12 protein-coding genes are annotated in these 18,901 nt (G+C 71.1%); 2 read left to right on the forward strand and 10 right to left on the reverse strand.

Features of this window, described 5'->3' with window-relative positions; genetic code table 11:
• Positions 1-42 precede the first annotated feature (42 nt).
• The 4 genes from ACFWBD_RS32715 to ACFWBD_RS32730 all read right to left on the reverse strand — a co-directional run bounded on the left by ACFWBD_RS32715 (position 43) and on the right by ACFWBD_RS32730 (position 7,631).
• On the reverse strand, positions 43-4,173 hold the full coding sequence (locus tag ACFWBD_RS32715; protein WP_385674862.1) for an Rne/Rng family ribonuclease: 4,131 nt from the start codon (positions 4,171-4,173) through the stop codon (positions 43-45).
• A 277-nt stretch (positions 4,174-4,450) separates the two neighbouring features.
• Positions 4,451-5,215, reverse strand: a complete 765-nt coding sequence (locus tag ACFWBD_RS32720; RefSeq protein ID WP_385674865.1) for a TIGR03936 family radical SAM-associated protein — start codon at positions 5,213-5,215, stop codon at positions 4,451-4,453.
• Between the two features lie 48 nt (positions 5,216-5,263).
• The gene (locus tag ACFWBD_RS32725; RefSeq protein WP_385674868.1) at positions 5,264-6,418 is read right to left on the reverse strand and encodes a hypothetical protein; all 1,155 of its coding nucleotides are present in this window, start codon (positions 6,416-6,418) and stop codon (positions 5,264-5,266) included.
• A 61-nt stretch (positions 6,419-6,479) separates the two neighbouring features.
• On the reverse strand, positions 6,480-7,631 hold the full coding sequence (locus tag ACFWBD_RS32730; protein WP_385674871.1) for a glycosyltransferase: 1,152 nt from the start codon (positions 7,629-7,631) through the stop codon (positions 6,480-6,482).
• Between the two features lie 199 nt (positions 7,632-7,830).
• Here ACFWBD_RS32730 and ACFWBD_RS32735 point away from each other — a divergent pair, with 199 nt between their 5' ends.
• Positions 7,831-8,931, forward strand: a complete 1,101-nt coding sequence (locus tag ACFWBD_RS32735; RefSeq protein WP_385674875.1) for a hypothetical protein — start codon at positions 7,831-7,833, stop codon at positions 8,929-8,931.
• Between the two features lie 276 nt (positions 8,932-9,207).
• On the opposite strand, the gene ACFWBD_RS32740 is transcribed toward ACFWBD_RS32735, so the two are convergent.
• Positions 9,208-9,570 carry a winged helix-turn-helix transcriptional regulator gene (locus ACFWBD_RS32740; protein WP_385674877.1) on the reverse strand — a complete coding sequence of 121 codons (363 nt, stop codon included), beginning with the start codon at positions 9,568-9,570 and terminating at the stop codon, positions 9,208-9,210.
• A 96-nt stretch (positions 9,571-9,666) separates the two neighbouring features.
• Here ACFWBD_RS32740 and ACFWBD_RS32745 point away from each other — a divergent pair, with 96 nt between their 5' ends.
• The gene (locus ACFWBD_RS32745) at positions 9,667-10,548 is read left to right on the forward strand and encodes an NAD(P)-dependent oxidoreductase (RefSeq protein ID WP_385674880.1); all 882 of its coding nucleotides are present in this window, start codon (positions 9,667-9,669) and stop codon (positions 10,546-10,548) included.
• A gap of 405 nt (positions 10,549-10,953) precedes the next feature.
• Here the strand turns inward: ACFWBD_RS32745 and ACFWBD_RS32750 are convergent, their stop codons facing one another.
• From ACFWBD_RS32750 to mreD, 5 genes are all read right to left on the reverse strand, one after another.
• Positions 10,954-12,894, reverse strand: a complete 1,941-nt coding sequence (locus ACFWBD_RS32750) for a TIGR03960 family B12-binding radical SAM protein (RefSeq protein WP_385674883.1) — start codon at positions 12,892-12,894, stop codon at positions 10,954-10,956.
• Positions 12,895-12,985: 91 nt separating this feature from the next.
• Positions 12,986-14,491 (reverse strand): CHAD domain-containing protein, encoded by a 1,506-nt coding sequence (locus ACFWBD_RS32755; protein ID WP_385674887.1) that lies wholly within the window; start codon positions 14,489-14,491, stop codon positions 12,986-12,988.
• 103 nt (positions 14,492-14,594) lie between these two features.
• Positions 14,595-15,794 (reverse strand): rod shape-determining protein RodA, encoded by a 1,200-nt coding sequence (gene rodA / locus ACFWBD_RS32760; RefSeq protein WP_385674890.1) that lies wholly within the window; start codon positions 15,792-15,794, stop codon positions 14,595-14,597.
• The gene (gene mrdA / locus ACFWBD_RS32765) at positions 15,791-18,040 is read right to left on the reverse strand and encodes a penicillin-binding protein 2 (protein ID WP_385674893.1); all 2,250 of its coding nucleotides are present in this window, start codon (positions 18,038-18,040) and stop codon (positions 15,791-15,793) included. The genes rodA and mrdA overlap by 4 nt, the downstream gene beginning before the upstream one ends.
• Positions 18,041-18,215: 175 nt before the next feature.
• Positions 18,216-18,887 carry a rod shape-determining protein MreD gene (gene mreD, locus ACFWBD_RS32770; protein WP_385674896.1) on the reverse strand — a complete coding sequence of 224 codons (672 nt, stop codon included), beginning with the start codon at positions 18,885-18,887 and terminating at the stop codon, positions 18,216-18,218.
• Positions 18,888-18,901: the final 14 nt, after the last annotated feature.

Genomic DNA, 18,901 nt, shown 5'->3' on the forward strand with positions numbered 1-18,901 from the left:
ACCGGTTGCCCGCGCCGCATCAGAGCCGGAGCGAAGCGGAGGTCACTCCTGCGTCGATACCGAGACGGTCGGGTGGCTCTGCTGGGCCGCCGACGTCGTCGTCTTCGACACCGCCTTCGCGGCCTTCTTCGCCGTCGTCTTCTTGGCGACGGTCTTCTTCGCCGTCGTCTTCTTCGCCGCCGCCGTCTTCTTGGTGGCGGCCTTCTTCGCCGTGGCCTTCTTCGCCGTCTTGCGGGCGGCCGCCTTCTTCGCCGGAGCGGCCTCCGCCTCCTCGGCGGGCGCCTCGCTCTCCTCGACGACGGTCTCCGCCACGACCGACGGCACGACCACGACGGCCGTCTCCTCGGACGCGGTCGGCGCGGTGGCCTTGCGCACGGCACGGCGCCGCGGGCGGGCCGGAGCCGCACTCTCGACGACGGGCTCGGCGACCTGCTCCGCCTCGGGCTGCTCCACCGGAGCGGCCTCGGCGGCCGGGGCCGGCGCGACCGGCTCGGCGACCGTCAGCACGGCGGCCTCCGCCCCGGCGGGCGAACCGGCCGGCGCGGACACCTTGCGGGTGGCGCGACGACGGGCCCGGCCCTTGGGCGCGGCCTCGTCGACGACCGGGGCCTCGACGACCGGCGCCTCGACGACCGGGTCCTCGACGGCGACCGGCTCGGCCTGGGCGGTGACCGCCTCGGCCGGCTGCACCGGACGCTCGGTCTCCGCCTCGGCGGTGACGTCCTGCGCGGTGGGCGCCTCGACGACCGCCTCCGCGGCAGCCTCGGCGGACTCCTCCGCGGCGCTCGCCTCGGAGCCGCCCGCCCTGCGCGACGCGCCGCCCCTCGGCGCACCCGCCGGAGCGGACGCCCGGCGGCTCGCCCGGCGACGGCCCCGGCCACGCGTGGCAGCGGCCTCCGCCTCGGCGATGCTGCTGTACAGCTCCTCGTCCGGCGCGAACTCGGGGGCCTCGAGCGCGACCGGCTCGGCCACCTCCGCGGCGACCTCGGCCTCGCTCTCCGTTTCCTGCCCGACGCCCACGAACGGCTCGACGACATCGGCCGTCACCGTCTCGTGCTCGTGGTCCTGTCCGTCGCCGCCGCGGCCGCGCTTCTTGCGTTTGCCGCCGCCACCGACCGCGGTCGGCTGCTCCATGTGGACGATGACCCCGCGCCCGTTGCAGTGCACACAGGTCTCGGAGAAGGACTCCAGCAGCCCCTGGCCCACCCGCTTGCGGGTCATCTGCACGAGCCCCAGCGAGGTCACCTCGGCGACCTGGTGCTTCGTGCGGTCACGGCCCAGGCACTCCAGCAGGCGCCGCATCACCAGGTCCCGGTTGGACTCCAGCACCATGTCGATGAAGTCGATCACGATGATGCCGCCGAGGTCGCGCAGCCGCAGCTGACGCACGATCTCCTCGGCCGCCTCCAGGTTGTTCCTGGTGACCGTCTCCTCGAGGTTGCCGCCCTGTCCGGTGAACTTGCCGGTGTTGACGTCGACGACGACCATCGCCTCGGTCCGGTCGATCACCAGCGAACCGCCGCTGGGCAGCCAGACCTTGCGGTCCAGCGCCTTGGCGAGCTGCTCGTCGATCCGGTACGTGGCGAAGACGTCGACCTCGGAGGTCCACCTGGACAGGCGGACGGCCAGGTCGGGCGCGACGTGCGAGACGTACCCGTGGATGGTCGACCAGGCCTCGTCACCGCTGACGATGACCTTGGAGAAGTCCTCGTTGAAGATGTCGCGCACGACCCGGACGGTCATGTCCGGCTCGCCGTACAGCAGCGTCGGGGCGTTGCCGCCGTTCTTCGCCTTCTTCTGGATGTCCTCCCACTGCCCCTGCAGACGCTCGACGTCGCGGCGCAGCTCGTCCTCGCTCGCGCCCTCGGCGGCGGTGCGCACGATGACGCCCGCGTCCTCGGGGACGATCTTCTTGAGGATCGTCTTCAGCCGGGCCCGCTCGGTGTCGGGCAGCTTGCGGCTGATACCGGTCATCGAGCCCTCGGGCACGTACACGAGGTAGCGGCCCGGCAGCGAGACCTGGCTGGTCAGCCGGGCGCCCTTGTGGCCCATCGGGTCCTTCGTCACCTGGACGAGGACCGGCTGACCCGACTTGAGGGCGGCCTCGATGCGGCGCGGCCCGTTGGCCATGCCGAGCGCCTCGAAGTTGACCTCACCGGCGTACAGGACGGCGTTGCGCCCCTTGCCGATGTCGATGAAAGCGGCCTCCATCGACGGCAGCACGTTCTGGACCTTGCCCAGGTACACGTTGCCGACGTAGGAGGTGGCCTCCTCCTTGTTGACGTAGTGCTCGACGAGCACGTTGTCTTCCAGGACGCCGATCTGGGTGCGCTCGCCGCTCTGGCGGACGACCATCACCCGCTCGACGGCCTCGCGGCGGGCCAGGAACTCGGACTCGGTGATGATCGGCACCCGTCGGCGGCCCTGCTCACGGCCTTCCCGACGGCGCTGCTTCTTGGCCTCGAGACGGGTCGAGCCCTTGATGGACTGCACCTCGTCGGACGGCTCGGAGGGCTTGCGCGGCTCACGGACCTTGACGACCGTGCGCTCCGGGTCCCCGTCGCCCGGCTCGGCGTCGGGAGAGGAGTCGCCGGCGCGACGACGCCGGCGACGGCGACGACGACTGCCGGCGGTGGAACCACCGGCGTCCTCGTCGGTGTCCTCCGCGTCCTCGTCCTCCTGCTCGGCCGTGTCCTCGGCGTCCTGCGCGGCCTGTTCGGCGGCGAACTCGTCGGACTCGGCGTCCCCCTCGCCGTCGGCGGCATCGCCACGACGACGGCGACGGCCGCCACGACGGCGACGGCGGCGCGACCCGGTCTCCTCGGTCTCGTCGTCACCGTCGACGACGTCCTCGGCCTCGTCGGCCTCCTCCGGCTCGGTCTCCGGCTCGTCCGCGACAGCGGGCGCGGCGGGTGCGGCGGGTGCGGCGGGTGCGGCAGCCGCGGCGGTCCGGCCGGTCTCGGCCTCCTCGCCGAAACCGGATCCCCGGCGACGACGGCGACGACGCGACCCGGTCGGCTCCTCCTGAGCCTCCGGAGCCTCCTGAGCCACCTCGACTTCCTCGGGCTCCTCGGTCTCCGTCTCCTCGACCCCGGCGGCGGCAGCCTCGGCTGCGGCCCGCTGCGGCGTCTGGAACTGCGGCTCGGCGAACACGGGCGCCTGGAACACGGCGACCGCGGGCCGCGCCGGACGACGCGTCGCGTCGCCCTCCGTGCTCTCCTGCGAGGGCGCGGAGAAACCTCCGGCGGCCCGACGGACCACACGACGACGCCCACGACGGGAACCGGCGTCCTCGTCGGCCTCGGCGGCGGGCGTGGCCTCGGCCGGAGCGGCAGGAGCCTCGGGAGCCTTCGCCTCCTCGACGGGGGCGACGGCAGCGGTGACGGCCGGCTCGGGAACCTCGGCCTCGGCGGGCGCGGTCACCCGACGCGTGGCGCGACGGCGGGTCCGGGGAGCGGGCTCGGCGGGCGCCTCGTCGGTCACGGCCGGAGCCTCGGCCTCGGCGGCGACGGCGGGCGTCTCGGCCTCCGGCGCACCGGCGGGCGCGGTCGCCCGGCGGGTGGCCCGGCGGCGCGTACGGGGCGCGGCCTCGGCGGGCGCCTCGTCGGCCGGCCGGGCGACGGGCTCGGACTGCGCGGCGGGCTGCTCCACGGCTGCGGGCTCGACGATCTCGGCCTGAGGCTCGGGAGGCGTGGACACGCGACGCGTGGCCCGGCGACGGCTACGGCGAGGGGCAGCGTCCTCGGCGGCAGCCTCCTCGGCGGGGGCTTCCTCCACGGCGGGCGCGCTCACCTCGGCGGCGGCCGCGGGCAGAACGGTCTCGGCGGCCTCGTCGGCGGCCGGAGCCCCGGCGGGCGCGGAGGCACGGCGCGTGGCCCGGCGCCGGGTACGCGGCGCGGCCTCGGCGGCTTCCCCGGCCTTGGTGTCGGCCGTGCCGTCGGCCTGAGCGGCCTCGGCGGTCTCGTCTTCGAGAGCCTCCTGCGCCAACTGTTCGGCGGACTCCACGGCCGGTATGGCCGGCGTGGTGGTCTCGGCCGAGGTGTCGGCGGCGGCGACCGGCGGACCCGCCGGCCGGGAAGCGGCACGGCGCCGACGACGCGGCGGCAGGGTGTCGCTGGGGGTGTTCGCTTCGGAGTCCGTGGCGGACTCTGCGGATTCGGTTGGCTCGAGCATGCGGGCGTTTCTCCCGTCAGGCTCCCGGGCGCCGCACCCGGTCCGGCGTCGATCACGAGGGATCGATCGCCGTTGACGTCCGCGGCTCGCGCGATGCGCGGTGCCGCCGTCCGGGGCGCGGGCGCCGCACGGGAGCTCTCTGTGTCCTGTCTCGCCGGTTCCGTACGCCGAATGCGTACGGCCTGGCGAAAGTCTTCTGGTCGGTTCGCCGCCCGACCCAGGTGGCTCCCGAGTCCGAGGGCGGCGCTACGACGTTCGTTCCTTCGCGGAACCTTCCCTACGCGGTCGCCTTCGCGGCGGCAGCGGGATCGGCCGTTGTGGGGGCCAGAGCTGCCTCGCGGTCGGGCGCGAGCGGGTCGGTCACCGTGCCGGTCTCTTCATCGAGCAGCCCCTGCGCCAGCCTGGTCACCGCTACGGGGACCGGCGGCGCCAGGTCGGCCACGGCGCGAAGACCGGACAGGACGTCGTCGGGTCGTACAGCAGGCGTCACGTGCCGAACAACCAGCCGCAGTATCGCACAGGGCTGGTCCGTCGGCCTATCGGCAGGTTCACTGTGCGTCTCGAGTTGTACGACAGCGGCGCGGGCGTCGAAGGTACGAACGCCGTTCTTGGCCATGCGCTGGACCTCGACGGCGTCGGCCTTGTTGAAGGCCTCGACCGCGCGATCGGCGTCGGCCGGGTCCACCCCGTCCAGCCGCAGCTCCCATACGGAGGCCGTCAGCCGGTCGGCGAGACCCGAGGTCCGCACCTCGACCGCGTCGACGACATCGAGCCCGGCGGGCAGCGACTCGTCGAGGAGGATTCTCAGCTTCTCCGGGTCACGCGCCGCGGAGAGCGCGATCTCCAGATACTCCGCCTCACTGCCCGTGCCGGTGGGTGCGGCATTGGCGTACGACACCTTCGGATGCGGCGTGAACCCCGCCGAGTACGCCATCGGCACCTCGGCACGGCGCAACGCACGCTCGAAGGCGCGCTGGAAGTCACGGTGGCTGGTGAACCGGAGGCGGCCGCGCTTGGTGTAGCGCAGTCGGATGCGCTGCACCGAGGGTGCGGGCGGCGGGCCTTCGGGCTGTCGCTTGCCCAGTGTCGTTCAGTCCTTCGTGAGAGCGGTCGTACTCCTACCAAGAGTACGTGTCTCGCCCTCCGATGGTTCCCGCCGGCCGACCGCCGCCCGCTCCCGCGACTCCCCGAAAAGCATCCGGCGCACGTCCGCGCGGGCCTGCCGGGCGGTCTCCCGGGCGGCGGCCAGGGTCTGCCGGGTGGCCCGGCCCACGCTGCGCGCGGCCCGCGCGGCGGGACGCAGCACGGCGTCCCGGACGACATGCCCGACCGGCGTGAGGACGGTCCGGTACGCCCAGCGCACGGGCTCCACGAAGATCCACCGGAAGAGCGTCCCGAGGAACCGCCCGACGGCCCGCGAGATCCGCCCGGCGATCCGCCAGGCGTGCCCGAGGGCGTCCCCCACCTCCCGCGCGACGACCGCCAGGAAGCGGCCGACGGGAACAAGTACCCAGCGCCACAGGGCGAGCGCGGGCAGCACGACCAGGATCCGGGCGGCCCAGTACAGGACCAGGCCGATCCCGGTGACGAGCAGCGCCAGAAGCCGCCACACCCCCCGCGCGCACCAGGCGATCGCCCGCCCGACCGGCGCGAGGATCCACCGGTGGACCCAGCGGGCCGGAACGACGACGAGGTACCGCACCAGCCACGCCACGGCGGTGTACGCGCCGACACCGACGGCGGCGAGCAGGGCGCCGATGCCTTTCAGCAGCCACCGGCACGCGTGCCCGACCGGCGTCAGCAGACGCGCGTACAGCCACGCCAGCCCGGCCCCGATCCCGCGCGCCAGCCACGCGATGCCGTGCCCGACCGGAGTCAGGACGTACCGGTAGGACCACACCACCGGCATCACGAGCAGCACCTGTACGAGCCATCCGAGCGCCTTGCCCAAGGGGACGACGACGTACCGCCACAGCCCGATCAACGGCAGGACGAACAGCGCCTTCCCGAGCCACAGCAGGGCCCGCCCCAACGGCCGGAGCACCGTGTCCCGGAGGAACCGCCCCACGACGACGAGCGCGTCCCACACCATCCGCACGGGCACGACCAGCACGAGCACGACGATCCGCACGGGGAGCCGGATCGCCACGACGAGACACCCCTCGGGCTCCCGTGCGGGCTCCCGCACGGGCGGCTGCGCGGGCGGTCCGGCGGGCGGTCCGGCGGGCGGTTTCTCCAGGTCCATAACGACGTAGACGCTACAACCGCCCCGGTGGATGCGCTGCTGAGGGTGGGTCAGGGGCCGGCTACTTCTTCCGGGGCCGCGCCGCCTTCCCCGCCCGGGACGCCTTCGGACGGCGTTCCGGGCCGGCCGGCCGGGGGACGGCCTTGACGTGGGGCGCGGAGAACTCGCGGTTGGTCTCCGTCTGACGGCGGACGGCATCGGGCAGGTCCGGCATCGCCAGCAGCGTGTCGCACGCCCGGACGGCGGCCTGGTGGTCGCCGACCCAGTAGGCGCAGATGGCGAACTCGAAGAGCAGGCCCCACCGGTACACCCAGGACCTGGTGAAGAGCAGGTCGTCGGGCTCGCCCCTGCCGACGACCGCGCCGAGCAGGGCGTACGCGGTGTGGTAGCGGCTCTGGCGACGCAGGCGCGAGGCCAGTTCGTAGACGGCTTCGAGGCGGGCCGGGCGGGAGTCCCAGGCCCGGGAGAACGCGTTCATGGCTCCGGGCCAGTCGTCCGTCTTCTCCGCCCGCAGGATCCCGGCCTCCAGCAGCGAGCAGTAGACCTCCTCACCCCAGCCGCCCAGCTCGGCACGCCGCTCGTACAGTGCGATCGCCTCGTCCGCGTGGCCCAGGTCGCGCTCGGTGTTGGCCAGGTAGAAGACGGTGCGCGGATTGGCGGGGTCGCGCTCCAACTCGCCCCGCAGCAGGCGCGCGTCGCGCTCGAACTTGTCGCTGCGGCAGCCGCCGTCCGCATGGTCCTCGATGACGAGGGCGTCCAGGTTCTCCTGCCGGTCGGGGCCGTCGGTGCACGGGTACTCGTGGGTGACGCCCTCGTAGCGCCAGGCCCGGTCGCCCCGCATGAGGTGCTTGAAACGGTGCTGGGTGCCCGGGGTGTCGTAACGCAGCATGTACGAGTCTGCCGTCAGCCGGGGCAGCGGGGCGTCCTGGCGCATGACGTGGTCGGCGTCGAGAGTGAGCAGGTAGTCGGCCTTGCCGCGGGCGTGCTGGATGTTCCGCGTCCGGTTGTGCCCGAAGTCGACCCAGGGCTCTTCGTGGAGCTCGCCCGGGATGCCGTCCAGCACCTTGCGGATCAGGTCCTGTGTGCCGTCCGTCGAGCCGGTGTCGGAGATCACCCAGTGGTCGATGAGGGGCCGTACGGACTCCAGGCAGCGTTCGATCACGCACGCCTCGTCCTTGACGATCATGCACAGGCACAGGGTCTGGTGGGTCACGGGCGTCAACCTGACACAGGTCCGCTCCCCGGCCCCCCGCTCCACGCGAGGAGTACCCCGTCAGTACGCATCGATTAGTCCGATAAGTCTATTAAAAGTATCTTTTGGACCTTGTGCCTCGCGTGAACCGGTCTGCCCGGGTCAAGCTCGCCATCAGGTTCGGGGAGTGCCCGGACCGAACAATGCAAGGAGCACGCAAATGCGACCTGAGTTCGGACCGTACTCCCTCCTCGGACCGGTAGCCCGACACAGATGCAAGCAGGCCGGCATGGTGGCCTCGCTCGCGGTGATCCTGGCGGCCGGCGTGATCAGCCCGGCCGCGGCGGCGGCCCGCAGCGTCACCGAGCGGGTACAGGCGGAGCTGCCCTCCCCCGGTGACAAGTGCAAGCCGGGACACCACAAGCCGGAGCACCACAGTTCGAGGGCGATCGAGGCCGGCGGCAACGACCAGTGCAAGGGCCCGACCGGCCCCACCGGGCCCAAGGGTCCGAAGGGCCCCAAGGGTGACAAGGGAGCCACCGGCGCGACCGGAGCGACGGGAGCCACCGGCGCCCCCGGTACGGACGGCATCGACGGCGTCGACGGCGCGACCGGAGCGACCGGCGCGGACGGCGTCGACGGCGCGACGGGAGCCACCGGCGCCACCGGCACGGACGGCGTCGACGGAGCCACCGGGGCCACGGGTGCGACCGGCACGGACGGCACCGACGGAGCCACCGGAGCCACGGGCGCCACCGGCACGAACGGCGTCGACGGAGCCACCGGAGCCACCGGCACGAACGGCGTCGACGGAGCCACCGGAGCCACGGGCGCCACCGGCACGAACGGCGTCGACGGAGCCACCGGACCGACGGGGGCGACCGGAGCCACCGGGGCGACGGGCCCCTGCTCCGACATCGACGCCGCGCAGGACTCCAACAACTTCGAGCTGAGGGTCGCACTGACCGGCGGAAACACCTTCGCCGGTATCCACGACCTCCGCGGCATCGCGCCCCGCCCGTTCCTGTGGACCGACCTCAGCACCCACGCCAACTATCCCGCAGGCGGGGTGGACGCCAACGGACGTGACGTCGGCTTCGTCTGCGGCGCCGCCGTCAACGGGCACAACGCCAATATCGGGAACCCCATCAAGTTCGACGTCGTGACCACCACCGGCCAGGTCTGGGAGACCACCTGCGTCGCGGTCGGCGGCACCAACCCGGCCACTCTGGACTGCAACGACCCCGTCACCGGCTTGCCCAACCCCTGGACCAAGGTGATCCTGCAACCGTTGGCGAACGTCATCAACGGCGGCTCGTGACGGACCCCGCACCACGCTGGACATGATGCCCGGAGGTCCGCCGACCGACCTCCGGGCATGTGTCGCGATACCCCGCAGGGCCACTGCGAATCCTCAGTGGCCGTGCGCCGCGCTCCCCACCGCCTGCTTCACCGTCCAACCACGCTGTCAGCCGGCTGCGACTGGCATGGTTGCCGTGTGGCGGACGGCATGGTTGTCGTATTGGCAGGCGGTGAGGCTCGCGAGTGGAACGCGTCCTCACGAGTGGCTGTGACCAGCACTTTCACCACACGGTCTCTAGCCTGCTCGCTCTTCCGGCCGTCGAGTGTTCGGCCGCCCGCGTCCCCAGGCGGCCAGCGGCTGGAGTGCGTCGTTGAGGCGTGTGCCGTCCTCGGTCAGCGAGTATTCGACGCGGGGCGGCACCTCGTCGTAGGAGACGCGGTGCACGACGCCGTCCGCTTCCATCTCACGTAGGTGAGAGGTCAGCACCTTCTCGGTGACCCCCGGAAGCAGGCGACGCAGTTCGCCGAAGCGGCGGCAGGGGTGCTCGTGGAGTGCCCAGAGGATCAGCACCTTCCACTTGCCGCCGATCACCTCCATCGCGGTGTCGATCCCGCAGGCGTGTCCGTCTGGTGCAACCGGCCGGTTCAGCGTCGTCATGCCCCACCCTTCTGACGTGCTCGCTCCCCCCGGGGTAACCACCCACTCCGAAGTGCGTACTTGATCACCTCCGGGCCTGGGACCAGCCTAATCGGCATGGCACAGAACACTGTTGAGAAAGCCTCCGTCACGCTGCTGGGCCTCGGCGCGATGGGCACCGCGCTGGCCCGTACCTGGCTTGCCGCCGGCCACCCGCTCACTGTCTGGAACCGCACCCCGGCCCGTGCGGCGGCGCTGGCCGCCGAGGGAGCCACCGTCGCGGACAGCACCGCTGAGGCGGTTGCAGCGCACACCCTGGTCGTCGTCTGTCTGTTGGACGACGCCTCGGTCGATGAGGTACTGGCCGGCACCGACCTGGCCGACAAGGACCTGGTCAACCTGACCACCAGCACCCCTGCCCAGGCCCGAGCCCGCGCCGAGTGGGCCCGCGAGCGCGGCGCCCGCTACCTGGATGGCGGGATCATGGCTGTCCCTCCGATGATCGGCGTCCCGCAAGCCGGTGGCTACGTGTTCTACAGCGGTTCGCGGGAGCTGTTCGAGCGGCACAAGGACACCCTGGGCGTCCCGGCCGGCACCACCTACGTCGGCGAGGACGCGGGCTTCGCGACCCTGCACGACGTCGCCCTGCTCAGCGCCATGTACGGGATGTTCGCCGGAGCCGCGCATGCCTTCGCCCTGATCCGCAAGGAGGACATCGACCCTGCGGCGCTCGCCCCGCTGCTCGCCGACTGGCTCGTCGCGATGGCCCCGGCAGTTCACCAGACCGCCGACCAGCTACGGAGCGGCGACTACACCAAGGGGGTCGTCTCCAGTCTCGCCATGCAGGTGGCCGGCACGCCGACCTTCCTGAGCACCGCCGAGCAGCAGGGTGTCAGCCCGGAACTGCTCAGCCCTTACTTCCGGCTCATGCGCCGTCGCCTGGCCGAGGGCAGCGGTGAGGAGGACCTGACGGGCGTGATCGACCTGCTGGTGCACTGACCGGCCGCTGGCCAGAAGGAGGGCCATCACCTGAGCTTCCCCACCGCGGGCCGCTCGCAGGCTTTTCGCTCGCCGGCATGCCCACCTCCTCCCTAGCGGATATCAACACGCCAGGAAGCAAGGAAAAGCCGCGCGAACCGAGAGCAGCCACTCAGGCGACGCCGTCATGGGCGCCCATCCCGGGATCGGTGTCAGTTGCCGACCCATTCCACTTCGGACCGGATCCGCGAAGAGCCCTCGGGCGACGGCAGCGGCGTTCTCAGCATGTTGGTGGCCACGGCACGCCGTTCCCGCCCTCTCGGCGCCCCAAGCGACCCGAGCGCTGCGGCCACCTCGTCCTCCGTGACGTCAGCCACGGCCTCCGCGGTCCGCCGCAGCGCCTCACTCACCCTCGCACGCCCCGTTTCAGCTGGTCGGAGCGGGCTTCTTGACCTCCAGCGGCAACAGCTTCTTGCCGGTCGGACCGACCTGGATGTGGGTGTCCATCGCCGGGCACACCCCGCAGTCGAAGCACGGCGTCCAGCGGCAGTCCTCGACCTCCGTCTCGTCGAGGGCGTCCTGCCAGTCCTCCCAGAGCCAGTCCTTGTCGAGGCCCGAGTCCAGGTGGTCCCAGGGCAGGACCTCCTCGTAGGACTTCTCACGTGTCGTGTACCAGTCGACGTCCACGCCGAAGGCGGGCAGCGCCTTGTCCGCGCAGGCCATCCAGCGATCGTAGGAGAAGTGCTCGCGCCAGCCGTCGAAGCGGCCGCCGTCCTCGTAGACGGCCCGGATGACGGCGCCGATACGGCGGTCGCCGCGCGAGAGGAGGCCCTCGACGATGCCCGGCTTGCCGTCGTGGTAGCGGAAGCCGATGGAGCGGCCGTACTTCTTGTCGCCGCGGATCTTGTCCCGGAGCTTCTGCAGACGCGCGTCGGTCTCCTCGGCGGAGAGCTGCGGCGCCCACTGGAACGGGGTGTGCGGCTTCGGCACGAACCCGCCGATCGACACCGTGCAGCGGATGTCGTTCTGGCCCGAGACCTTGCGGCCCTCGGCGATCACCTTCATCGCCATGTCGGCGATCTGCAGGACGTCCTCGTCCGTCTCCGTCGGCAGACCGCACATGAAGTACAGCTTCACCTGGCGCCAGCCGTTGCCGTACGCGGTGGAGACCGTCCGGATCAGGTCCTCTTCGGAGACCATCTTGTTGATGACCTTGCGCATGCGCTCCGAGCCGCCCTCGGGGGCGAAGGTCAGGCCGGACCGACGGCCGTTGCGGGTCAGCTCGTTCGCCAGGTCCACGTTGAAGGCGTCCACGCGGGTGGAGGGGAGGGACAGGCCGATCTTGTCCTCCGTGTAGCGGTCCGCGAGGCCCTTCGCGACCTCGCCGATCTCGCTGTGGTCGGCGCTCGACAGCGAGAGCAGTCCGACCTCCTCGAAGCCGGTCGCCTTCAGACCCTTCTCGACCATGTCGCCGATACCGGTGATCGACCGCTCTCGCACCGGGCGCGTGATCATGCCGGCCTGGCAGAAACGGCAGCCGCGGGTGCAGCCGCGGAAGATCTCCACCGACATGCGCTCGTGCACCGTCTCGGCGAGCGGAACCAGCGGCTGCTTGGGGTAGGGCCACTCGTCCAGGTCCATGACCGTGTGCTTCGACACGCGCCACGGAACGCCCGACCTGTTCGGCACCACTCGGGCGATCCGGCCGTCCGGCAGGTACTCCACGTCGTAGAAGCGCGGGATGTACACCGCACCCGTCTTCGCGAGACGGAAGAGGACCTCCTCGCGGCCGCCCGGCCGGCCCTCCGCCTTCCACTCGCGGATGATCTTCGTCATGTCCAGCACGGCCTGCTCGCCGTCGCCGATGACCGCCGCGTCGATGAAGTCGGCGATCGGCTCGGGGTTGAAGGCCGCGTGGCCGCCCGCGAGCACGATCGGGTCGTCGAGACCGCGGTCCCTGGACTCCAGCGGGATACCCGCGAGGTCCAGCGCCGTCAGCATGTTCGTGTAGCCCAGCTCCGTGGAGAAGGACAGTCCGAAGACGTCGAAGGCCTTCACCGGACGGTGGCCGTCCACGGTGAACTGCGGGACCGCGTGCTCCCGCATCAGCGCCTCCAGGTCCGGCCACACGCTGTACGTGCGCTCGGCCAGAACCCCCTCCTGCTCGTTCAGCACCTCGTAGAGGATCATGACGCCCTGGTTGGGCAGCCCGACCTCGTACGCGTCCGGGTACATGAGCGCCCAGCGGACGTCGCAGGACTCCCAGGGCTTGACGGTGGAGTTGAGCTCGCCGCCCACGTACTGGATCGGCTTCTGCACATGCGGGAGCAAGGCTTCTAGCTGCGGGAAGACCGAATCGACAGACATCGCGGCGTTACCTTCGTGAGCTGACGGGGACAGGGGTGACCATCAAGCGTAACCCGCTCGGAGGACTGCCCCGTCCGCGAAAATCCGGCTCCTAAACCTCCATCGAACCGCTGGTCTTCTTCCACTCGGCCGGCAGGGCCTCCTCCACCCGCTCCGCGCGCCGCTCCTCGTGGGCGTACAGCACGCCGTACGTGAAGGCGCTCTCCCCCGCCGCGTGCGCCACCGCGGACAGCTCCCGCAGGGTGGTGCGGGCCATGACGCTGTCCTGGTGGTCGCCGAGCAGACTCTGGAGCGACTTCATGGACTTGACCAGGGTCTTGGCCGTGCCGCCGAGGGCCGGGCCGGCCGTCTCGGCCGCGTACCGCGTCCGCTTGGCCTTCTTGCGGGCCTCGTGCAGCGCGAGATCGCGGTCGGTGCCCGGTGGCTGCTCCATGGCCTCCTCGACCAGCGCGGACACCTTTCCGAAGTCCTTGCGTACGGCCTTGGCGAGCACCTTGTCCGGCTTCCTGACGGCCGCCCTGAGCATCGGCGGGTGGGTGACCACGGCGTCCAGGCTGTCGAGGAGCGTCAGATAGCGCTGCGAGTCGAGCACGCCGAGCAGCCGGCGGCGGGAACCGTGCTCCCCGGCCTTGGCCCAGGCGCGCAGCCGGTCGTGGATCGGGCCGGAGACCAGGGTGGAGGGCAGTTCGCCGAGGCCGGCGTTCAGCCGTTCGGCCAGCACCTCGTGGTCGCGGCCCACGCCCAGCTCCCCGGCCAGCCATTTCAGTTCGGCGCCGATCGGGTCGGTGACCTCCCGGTCGAGGACCTTGCGGAAAGAGCGGAACGTGCTGCGTAGCCGGCGGGTGGCGACCCGCATGTCGTGGATCGACTCCTCGGCGTCCTGGCGCACGGCCGGGTCCAGTTCGACGATCGCGTCCCGCTGGGCACGGATGTACGCCAGGACGTGGTCACCGGCGGTGACGGGCTCGACGGGGCCCTCGTCCTTCGGCCGCGGATGCCCGCCCTTCGTCTCCGCCAGCGCCCGCGCCAGCTTCGACGCCGACTTCGACGGCCGTACGCCCGCCTTGCGCAACCGCTTCTCCACCTTGTCGAGCAGGACCGGATCGCCGCCGTCGGCGAGCTCCACCTCGATCTCGGTCCACTGGGCGCTGCCCTCGCCGCCGAACTTCCGGTCCGCGCGTACGGCGTCCACGCTCGCCTCGGCGAGCAGCCTGCCCTGGGCGTCGACGAGTTCGCGGATGTCCCGGCTGGAGCGCAGCCGCACCACGGGCACGAGCTGACCCTCACGCACACGGGAGCGGACCAGCCCGACGAGCTCGTCGGGTACGGCGTCGGAGAGCGGGGCCCGGATCTCGTCCCGGACGCCGGGTGCCACCGGCAGTTTCAGGTGCCAGCCGGCGTCGGAGCCGCCGGTGCGGCGACGCAACGTGATCGAGGCCGAGGCCAGACGTAGGTCGGAGGTGTCGTAGTAGGTCGCGTCCAGCTCGGTGACGCCCTTGTCGAGGACGGACGCGACCCCGGCGACACCGGTCAGGTCGGGCAGCCCGCTCTCATCGGATTCGTACTTGCGCTCGATCTCGCGTTTCGTCTCCGTCATGAATCGAACCTAGTCGGAGTCGGGCCCGAACGGCAGTGCGCACGAGACCCGAATCACGACCCGACCAGGGGAAAACAGAAGGTCTGGCGCCTTCTCGCGCCTCCTAAGCCGACATGGGCCGCTGCACCCGGATGGACTGGAGCAACCCCACCGCCACCCAGACCGCGAACATCGACGTGCCGCCGTAGGAGACGAACGGCAGCGGCAGACCCGTCACCGGCATGATCCCCAGGGTCATCCCGATGTTCTCGAAGGACTGGAAGGCGAACCAGGCCACGATGCCCGCGGCGACGATCGTTCCGTACAGCTCCGTCGTCTCGCGAGCTATGCGGCTGGCACGCCAGAGAACCACACCGAGCAGAACGATGATCAGGCCCGCGCCCATGAAGCCCAGCTCCTCGCCCGCGACGGTGAAGACGAAGTCCGTCTGCTGTTCCGGGACGAACTGGCCCGTGGTCTGTGAGCCGTGGAACAGCCCGGCGCCGGTGAGGCCGCCGGAGCCGATCGCGATCCGCGCCTGGTTGGTGTTGTAGCCGACGCCCGCGGGGTCGAGGCTGGGGTTGGCGAAGGCGGCGAAGCGGGCGATCTGGTACTCGTCCAGGATGTGCAGCTGCCAGACGGCGATCGTGCCGGCCGCGCCCGCGCCGAGCAGTCCGAAGACCCAGCGGTTGGAGGCGCCGGAGGCCAGCAGCACGCCCAGCACGATCATCACCATGACCATGACCGACCCGAGGTCGGGCATCAGCATCACGATCAGCATGGGGATGGCCGCGAGCCCGAGGGACTGCAGCACCGTGCGGTGGTCGGGGTAGAGCTTGTCGCCGGCGTCGACCCGGGCCGCGAGCAGCATCGCCATGCCCAGGATGATCGTGATCTTCACGAACTCCGAGGGCTGGAGCGAGAAGCCGCCGCCGACCACGATCCAGGAGTGCGCGCCGTTGACCGTCGAACCCAGCGGCGTCAGCACCGCGAGGATCCCCATGAGCGAGAGGCCGTAGAGGACCGGTACCGCGTTGCGCAGGGTGCGGTGGCCGAGCCAGATCGTGCCGATCATCAGGCAGATGCCGATGCCGGTGTTCATCAGGTGCCGGACGAGGAAGTAGTACGGGTCGCCCTGGTTGATCTCGGTGCGGTTGCGGGTCGCCGAGTAGACCAGGAGCGAGCCGATCAGCGACAGGGCGACCGCCGACATCAGTATCGGCCAGTCCAGCCGCCGGGCCAGCGAGTCACGGGCGAGGACCCGGGTCCAGCCGGCCCGCGCGGGCCCGTATCCGGAGACGGAGAAACCATTCGCGCCGCTCATGTGCACATCCTCCGGCTTCCCCTCTTCCGCCGTCGCCTGCGGGTGTCTCGGTTGGTGCTCGTGTTCTGCTGCACGGTGGCCGCCGACTGCGTCTCGTCCGGCTCCGGCGCGCCCTCCTGGCTGACGCGCTGCTCCTTCGCCGGGTCCTTGGAGACCTTCGGGGCCTTGATCGTGCCGTCCGCCTGGACCTTCGGCAGGCTGGTCTGCGGGGTGGGCAGCAGGGCGTTCTTCTTGTCGATCTTGCCGTCGTCGGCGACGCCGTACATCGCGTTGTAGATGTGCCGCACGGCCTCACCGGAGGCGCCCGAGCCGGTACCGGCCTGAGCGATCGTCATCACGACCGTGTAGTCCTTGCTGTACGTGGCGAGCCAGGACGTCGTCTGCTTGCCGTAGACCTCCGCGGTACCGGTCTTGGCGTGCAGCGGGATCTCCGCCTGCGGCCAGCCGCCGAACTTCCAGGCGGCGGTACCGCGCGTGACCACGCCCTCCAGCGCGGCGTCCATGCCCTTGACCGTCGCCTTGTCGACCGGCAGCTTGCCCTGGACCTTGGGCTTGATCTCCTGGACGGTCTTGCCGTCGGCGCTGACGATCGCCTTGCCGATGGTCGGGGTGTACATCGTGCCGCCGTTGGCGAGCGCCCCGTAGATCACGGCCTCCTGGATCGGGGTGACGAGGGTGTCGCCCTGACCGATGGAGTAGTTGATCGAGTCACCCTCGCGCATCTTGTTGCCCTCGAGGCAGTTCTCGTACGCGATCATCTCGACGTAACTGCCGTTCTTCTTGCCGTACTTGCACCAGGAGTCCTTGTTGGCCTTCCAGTAGGACTCCTTCCACTGGCGGTCCGGGACGCGGCCGGTGACCTCGTTGGGCAGGTCGATGCCGGTCTCCTTGCCGAGACCGAACTGGTGGGCGGCCTTGTAGAAGTAGTCCTTGGGCTCACCCTTCGCCGGGTTGATGCCGCCGTCCTTCTTCCACTCCCGGTCCGCGAGGCCGTAGAAGACGGTGTCGCAGGAGACCTCCAGGGCCCGGCCGAGCGAGATGGGGCCGAAGCTCTCCCCCTCGAAGTTCTTGAAGACCTGGCCGCCCACCGAGTACGAGCTGGTGCACGGGTAGCCGCCGTCCCACTCGTAGCCCGCCTCGACCGCGGCGGCCGTGGAGACCACCTTGAAGGTCGAACCGGGCGCGGACTGACCCTGTATGGCCCGGTTCAGCAGCGGGTAGTCGGAGTTCTTACCGGTGAGCTTCTTGTAGTCCTTGGCGGAGATGCCGCCGACCCAGACGTTGGGGTCGTAGGCCGGTGCGGACGCCATCGCGACGACACGGCCCGTCTTGGCCTCCATCACCACGACCGCTCCGGAGTCGGCCTTGTAGTTCTCGCCGGTGATCTTGTCGAACTGGGTGCGGGCGATCTTCATCGCGTTGTTCAGTTCGTACTCGGCGACCCGCTGGACGCGGGCGTCGATGCTGGTGACGAGGTTGGAGCCGGGCTGGGCCGCGTCCGCCTCGGCCTGGCCGATGACACGGCCGAGGTTGTCCACCTCGTAGCGGGTGACGCCGGCCTTGCCGCGCAGTTCCTTGTCGTACTGGCGCTCCAGGCCGCTGCGGCCGACCTGGTCGGAGCGCAGGTAGGGCGAGTCGGTGTCCTGGGCCTTGGTGAGCTCGTCGTCCGTCACCGGGGAGAGATAGCCGAGTACCTGGGCGGTGTTGGCGTTGCCGGGGGCCGCGTAACGGCGCACGGCCTCGGGCTCGGCGGTGATGCCGGGGAAGTCCTCGGCGCGCTCGCGGATCTGGAGAGCCTGCTTGGCGGTGGCCTCGTCGGTGATCGGGATCGGCTGGTAGGGCGAGCCGTTCCAGCAGGGCTGGGGCGTCTTCGCGTCGCACAGCCGGACCTTCTGCTCCACCTCCTCGGCGCTCATGCCGAGGACGCCCGCGAGCTTGGCCAGGACCGCCTTGCCGTCGTCCTTCTGCTTCAGCAGGTCGGTGCGGGAGGCGGAGACCACGAGCCGTGTCTCGTTGTCGGCGAGGGCCACCCCGCGCGCGTCCAGGATCGAGCCGCGCACGGCGGGCTCGACGACCTGCTGGACGTGGTTGCCGGAGGCCTCCTTGGCGTACTCCGCGCCCTCCCGGATCTGCAGGTACCACAGGCGGCCGCCGAGGGTGCCGAGCAGGGAGAGGACGAGGATCTGGATCACGACGAGCCTGATCTGGACCCGTGGGGTCCGACCGGTCTCGGGAATGTTGGTCACTGCGGTGCCTCCCCCTCTCAGTACGCGGACGTGTGCACGCGGACAGGTGTGCGTACGAAGGATGAACGACGGGCCTGTGAGGCCACGTTCCGCCAGAACTTCCCCGTTCGGGTGAACCTACGGGGGAACCTACGGGCGAGCCATCGGGTGGACATTCGGGTGAACTCGCCCGCGTTCACAGCCGCTTGACCCCCTTGATACGACCGGCGCGCGCCCCGCGTGAGCGGGCCGCCTTCAGCTTCAGCCCGTTGCGCTGCCCGCCGATCCTGAGACCCGTCCCGGAGGAGCGCCAGCCGGAGGAGATGTCCGGGCCCTTGGCGGCGGAGTTGGTCTCCGCGAGGGGGTCGTTGTCGGCGCGTCGTGCCAGGAACATGACCGCGGGGACGACGAACGGGGCCAGCAGCAGGTCGTACAGTCCGGCCGTGAACAGCAGGCCGGTGAGGCCGACATGGCGGGCGGCGGTGTCGCCGACGAGGGCGCCCACCCCGGCGTACAGCAGGGTGGAGCCGATCGCGGCGCCGACGACCACGACCATCGGGCCGGTGGCCGACTTGATCTGCCCGCTCTCCGGCTTGATGAGCCCGGCGAGGTAGCCGATCACGCACAGCACGAGTGCATAACGCCCGGCGGCGTGGTCGGCGGGCGGCGCGAGGTCGGCGAGCAGACCGGCGCCGAAGCCGATGAGGGCGCCGCCGACATGGCCGTAGACCATGGCGAGGCCCAGCACGGTGAGCAGCAGGAGGTCGGGGACGGCGCCCGGGAGGTGGAGGCGGGCGAGGACGCTCACCTGGATCACCAGGGCGACGACGACCAGCGGGACGGAGAGCAGGATCCGGTTGACGCGCATGGGGTTGTCAGCTC

The organism is Streptomyces sp. NPDC060002, assembly GCF_042737245.1.
Taxonomy (GTDB): domain Bacteria; phylum Actinomycetota; class Actinomycetes; order Streptomycetales; family Streptomycetaceae; genus Streptomyces.